Source organism: Bacillota bacterium, assembly GCA_012837335.1.
Lineage (GTDB): Bacteria > Bacillota > Limnochordia > Darwinibacteriales > DTU012 > DTU012.
Genome location: DURM01000030.1, coordinates 1 through 4,233 on the forward strand (window position 1 = coordinate 1; position 4,233 = coordinate 4,233).

At 47.4% G+C, this 4,233-nt stretch carries 4 protein-coding genes; all 4 read left to right on the top strand.

Annotated elements, in window-relative coordinates; all coding sequences use genetic code 11:
- The first annotated feature begins 85 nt into the window (after positions 1-85).
- A complete protein-coding gene (locus GX019_04550) occupies positions 86-256 on the top strand; it encodes a 4Fe-4S binding protein (GenBank protein ID HHT36429.1) in 171 nt (56 codons plus the stop codon).
- Positions 257-434: 178 nt separating this feature from the next.
- Positions 435-2,960, top strand: a complete 2,526-nt coding sequence (locus tag GX019_04555; GenBank protein ID HHT36430.1) for an alpha-L-arabinofuranosidase — start codon at positions 435-437, stop codon at positions 2,958-2,960.
- A gap of 96 nt (positions 2,961-3,056) precedes the next feature.
- On the top strand, positions 3,057-4,016 hold the full coding sequence (gene spoIID, locus GX019_04560; protein HHT36431.1) for a stage II sporulation protein D: 960 nt from the start codon (positions 3,057-3,059) through the stop codon (positions 4,014-4,016).
- A 21-nt stretch (positions 4,017-4,037) separates the two neighbouring features.
- A partial coding sequence (locus tag GX019_04565; GenBank protein ID HHT36432.1) for a hypothetical protein occupies positions 4,038-4,233 on the top strand: 196 nt, incomplete at its 3' end.

Genomic DNA, 4,233 nt, shown 5'->3' on the forward strand with positions numbered 1-4,233 from the left:
AGCAGTAATTCGTCCTTGACAACCATATAGTGGTGTGATAGATTTAACGATGGTTAGATTTAGTAGGGGACAAGGAGGGGAGAACATGGCTCATGTAATTAGTGAGGAATGTATCAAATGCGGTGCATGCGAAGCAGAGTGCCCTGTTGAGGCAATTTCTGAAGATACCGATCAATTTGTAATTGATGCGGATACATGCATTGATTGTGCTGCCTGCACGGATGCCTGCCCTGTAGATGCAATCAGCGCATCCTAAGCGATTATGCAATTATAAGTTACTTATGAGGAAAGTCGGATAGCCGGCTTTCTTTTTTTATTTTCAGCAGGAATTAGTGTTAATTAAATGGAAAGTTTAAGTAAACACACTGTCTGAGGTACAGCTGCCGGCGGAAGTTGTGCACAATCTCACAATAAAACTGTTGGAGGCAGGATTGATGAACAAGTTCTTAGTATGGACATTAGCGGTAATCATTGGCTTAGGATGGGGAGGGATGATTGTGAAAGCAGATTCAACACCTGGTACTGGTGTTCTCCGAATTTATGCTGATCAACCGGGAATTAAAATGAGCGACATTCTTTACGGCGTATTCTTTGAAGATATCAATCACGGAGCTGACGGCGGACTATATGCTGAAATGGTGCGCAACCGCTCCTTTGAGTTCAGCCGCGCTGATGGTTCCAACCACCATGGCCTCACGGCATGGAGTTTAGTGCAGCGGGGCGGAGGCAGAGCGGCGATCAGAGTTGATAACAAGGAGCCACTCAATGAAAAGAATTTAAACTATCTTGTTCTGGACATTGAAAATGGTGGTTCGGGTGTAGGTGTGATGAACGCAGGTTATAACCGTGGTTTCCATGTGGAAACGGGTAAGACTTACCGCTTCTCAGTTTATGCTCGCCGGACCAAGGACTTCGATCAGCCGGTCAAGATTTCAATTGAAAGTCTAACGGGTACTGTTTTTGCAGAAACTGAAATCGCAGTCGATTCGGCGGAATGGAAGAAATACACTGCAGAAATGACAGCCACAGGAAACAGCACCAGCGCCCGCCTGGTTGTGCTGACCACTGGTTCGGACACTGTTCATTTGGACATGATTTCCCTGTTTCCAACCCATACCTTTAACAATCATGAAAACGGCATGCGGGCCGATATTGCCCAGATGATTGCCGACCTTAAACCGGCGTTTTTCCGATTCCCAGGCGGGTGTATCGTTCATGCTGGTTCATACAAGCCGGATGCTCCTTATCGGGTGTACCGCTGGAAAGATACACTGGGCGATGTAGCTGAAAGACCGGTCAGCGCCAGTATGTGGGCAGGCAATAACCAGTCTTTTGGGTTAGGATTCTATGAGTACTTCGTGTTTGCCGAAGAAATCGGCGCCACTCCGATACCCCACGTCACCGCCGGAATCGACCCCCATGAGGTTCCGGGAGAGCGAGGCGGCTGGTATACTGTTCCCTTACATCAAATGCAGGAATGGATTGACAATGCTCTTGATTTAATTGAGTTTGCCAATGGTGATGTGGATACCAAGTGGGGTGCTGTTAGAGCGGAAATGGGACATCCGGAGCCCTTTAACCTCAAATACATCGGCATCGGCAACGAAGATATCAATTATGAGTACCGAGTGCGGTTTGAAATGTTCCAGAAAGCAATTAAAGAGCGTTATCCTGAAATTCAAGTGATTTCATCGAGCGGACCATTCTCTCAAGGACGCGAGTTTGACTACGGCTGGCAGTTTTCCAAGGAGTTGGGCGCAGATGTAGTCGACGAGCACTTCTACAATGATCCGAACTGGTTCTTCAATAACTGGAACCGCTATGATAACTATGACCGCAGCGGTCCGAAGGTGTTTATCGGGGAATATGCGTCAAAAGGAAATACGTTTTACAATGCGCTGGCAGAGGCTGCGTTTATGACCGGAATAGAGCGCAATTCAGACATTGTCGCTATGGCTTCCTATGCACCGCTGCTGGCAAATGTTGATTATCTCAATTGGACGCCAGACTTAATTTGGTTTAATAACTACCAAGTGTACGGTACACCAAACTATTATGTTCAAAAAATATTCTCCCACAACAAAGGAGACATAGTACTGCCAAGCGCATTCGAGGGTACTTTAGGAGAACTGGTTGAGCCGAATCCGATCGTTGGTGGAATTGGGCTGGGCACCTGGGAAACGCAAGCAAAATTCTCGGAGGTCAAGGTTATTGACAACGAGACAGGTGCTGTGCTGTTTGCTGATGATTTTGTAGATGCGTCTCAGTGGTCCGCGCGAGGCGGTACCTGGAGAACAGCTGACGGAGCTTATATCCAAGCAGCCAGCGGGGTAGACCGCCGCTCATATGCCGGAAATATCAACTGGTCTAACTATACTCTCAGCTTAAAGGCAACCAAACTTAGTGGAGCAGAAGGATTCTTGATTATGTTCGGCCGCAGAGATGACGGCAACTTCTTTTGGTGGAACTTAGGCGGATGGGGTAATACTCAGCATGCTATTGAAAAGTCCGTGAACGGTTCAAGGGGAGCAGTGATCAGTAGATCGGCTGCCCCATTAGCCATCGGCCGGGAATACGACATCAAGATCGTGGTAGAAGGACGGAGAATTCGCTGCTACCTGGATGGCCAACTCATTCATGATTATTATGACGGACCAACTGTAAGCGAACCGCTGTATTATGTAACGACCTATGAGGAAAGTTCCGGTGATGTGATTGTGAAAGCAGTCAATGCTTTTGGCGCTGCAATGCAGTCTCGAATCGTAGTTGAAGGCGTTGAGCAGATTCTGCCGCAAGGCACCGCCATCACTATGACAGCAGACAGCTTAGATGCGGCCAACACGTTCCAAAATCCCACTAGGGTAGCTCCAATCACAACCGAGATTTCGGGACTGAGCACAGATTTTGAGTACACATTCCCTCCGTATTCAATTACAATCCTGAGGTTAAGAACCAGATAAAGTCTCTGATAAAAAAAGTCGGGCAGCCGACTTTTTTTATTGAGCATATCTGCCCCCCTTGTGTTCATATTTATGGGACATAAGGGTGGTGCTGATATGAGGCGAAATCGCAGGTATCGAAGAAAGCGAAAAATAACAGTGCTGATAAAATGGCTGGTTTTTCTGCTGCTGATTCTGCTGGGAATACCGCTGCTGTTTGTTCGAGGTATCCGCATGCCTTGGAAAGCTGCAGTTCCCATGATTAATGTCTGGGATGTCAAGAATGAGCAGCTGATGGTTATGACTCTAGAAGAGTATGTCAAGGGTGTGGTAGCGGCGGAAATGCCGGTTCATTTTGAGCTGGAAGCGTTAAAAGCTCAAGCAGTTGTTGCCCGCACTTATGCCTATCAGAGGATCGTAAATAATGTAAGGGTGGCAGAGCATCCTGAAGCTCACTTAACCACAGATTACACAACCGGCCAAGCCTGGATTTCTGCTGATGAACTCAAGGCTAGGTGGGGCTTTTTTGAGTATCTGGTCAATCAGCGCAAGATTAATCAAGCTGCAGCTGAAACTCAAGGTATGATTGCAGTGTACGAGGGTAAACCGATTCTGGCTGTTTATCATTCAACCAGCGGTGGCAGGACGGAAAACTCCGAGCATTATTGGTCGGAGGCGCTTCCTTATCTGCGCAGCACTGCAGATCCTTATAGCAGTCATTCGCCTTACCACTATACAACTGCAGAGTTCAGTACCGCTGATTTTCTCCGGTTAATGGATCTATCCGATCTGGGAAAAGTACAGGTTTTGGAGCGCTATCCCTCCGGCAGGGTCAAAACTCTGGAGGCGGGTAATAAATGGTTCAGCGGCCGTGATGTGAGGCAGCGCTTGGGACTTCGTTCCACCTGGTTTACGGTTTCAGTAGAAGCGGGCAGGGTTCATTTTTCGGTATGGGGTTACGGTCACGGTGTTGGGATGTCTCAATATGGCGCCGATGGTATGGCTCGAGCAGGGTATGATTACAAGGATATTCTCCAATACTACTATCAAGGTATATCGCTAGAAAAATTATACTGAGCTAGTAGAGGAGGATATAATTTGGATTACGAATATGAGCTGCGCCGCTATGAGCTTGACGACCAGCTCCGTTCGGGTTTGGACTGGGATGACTATGAACCTGAAACCTACGGCTGGTGGGAGAAATCCCGCACTCGTTTGCTTCGAAAAACCCCCACTCTAGAAATTGCAGATGAGTTTGGTATTACATCTGTTCCCCACAAAACTCGACATTATA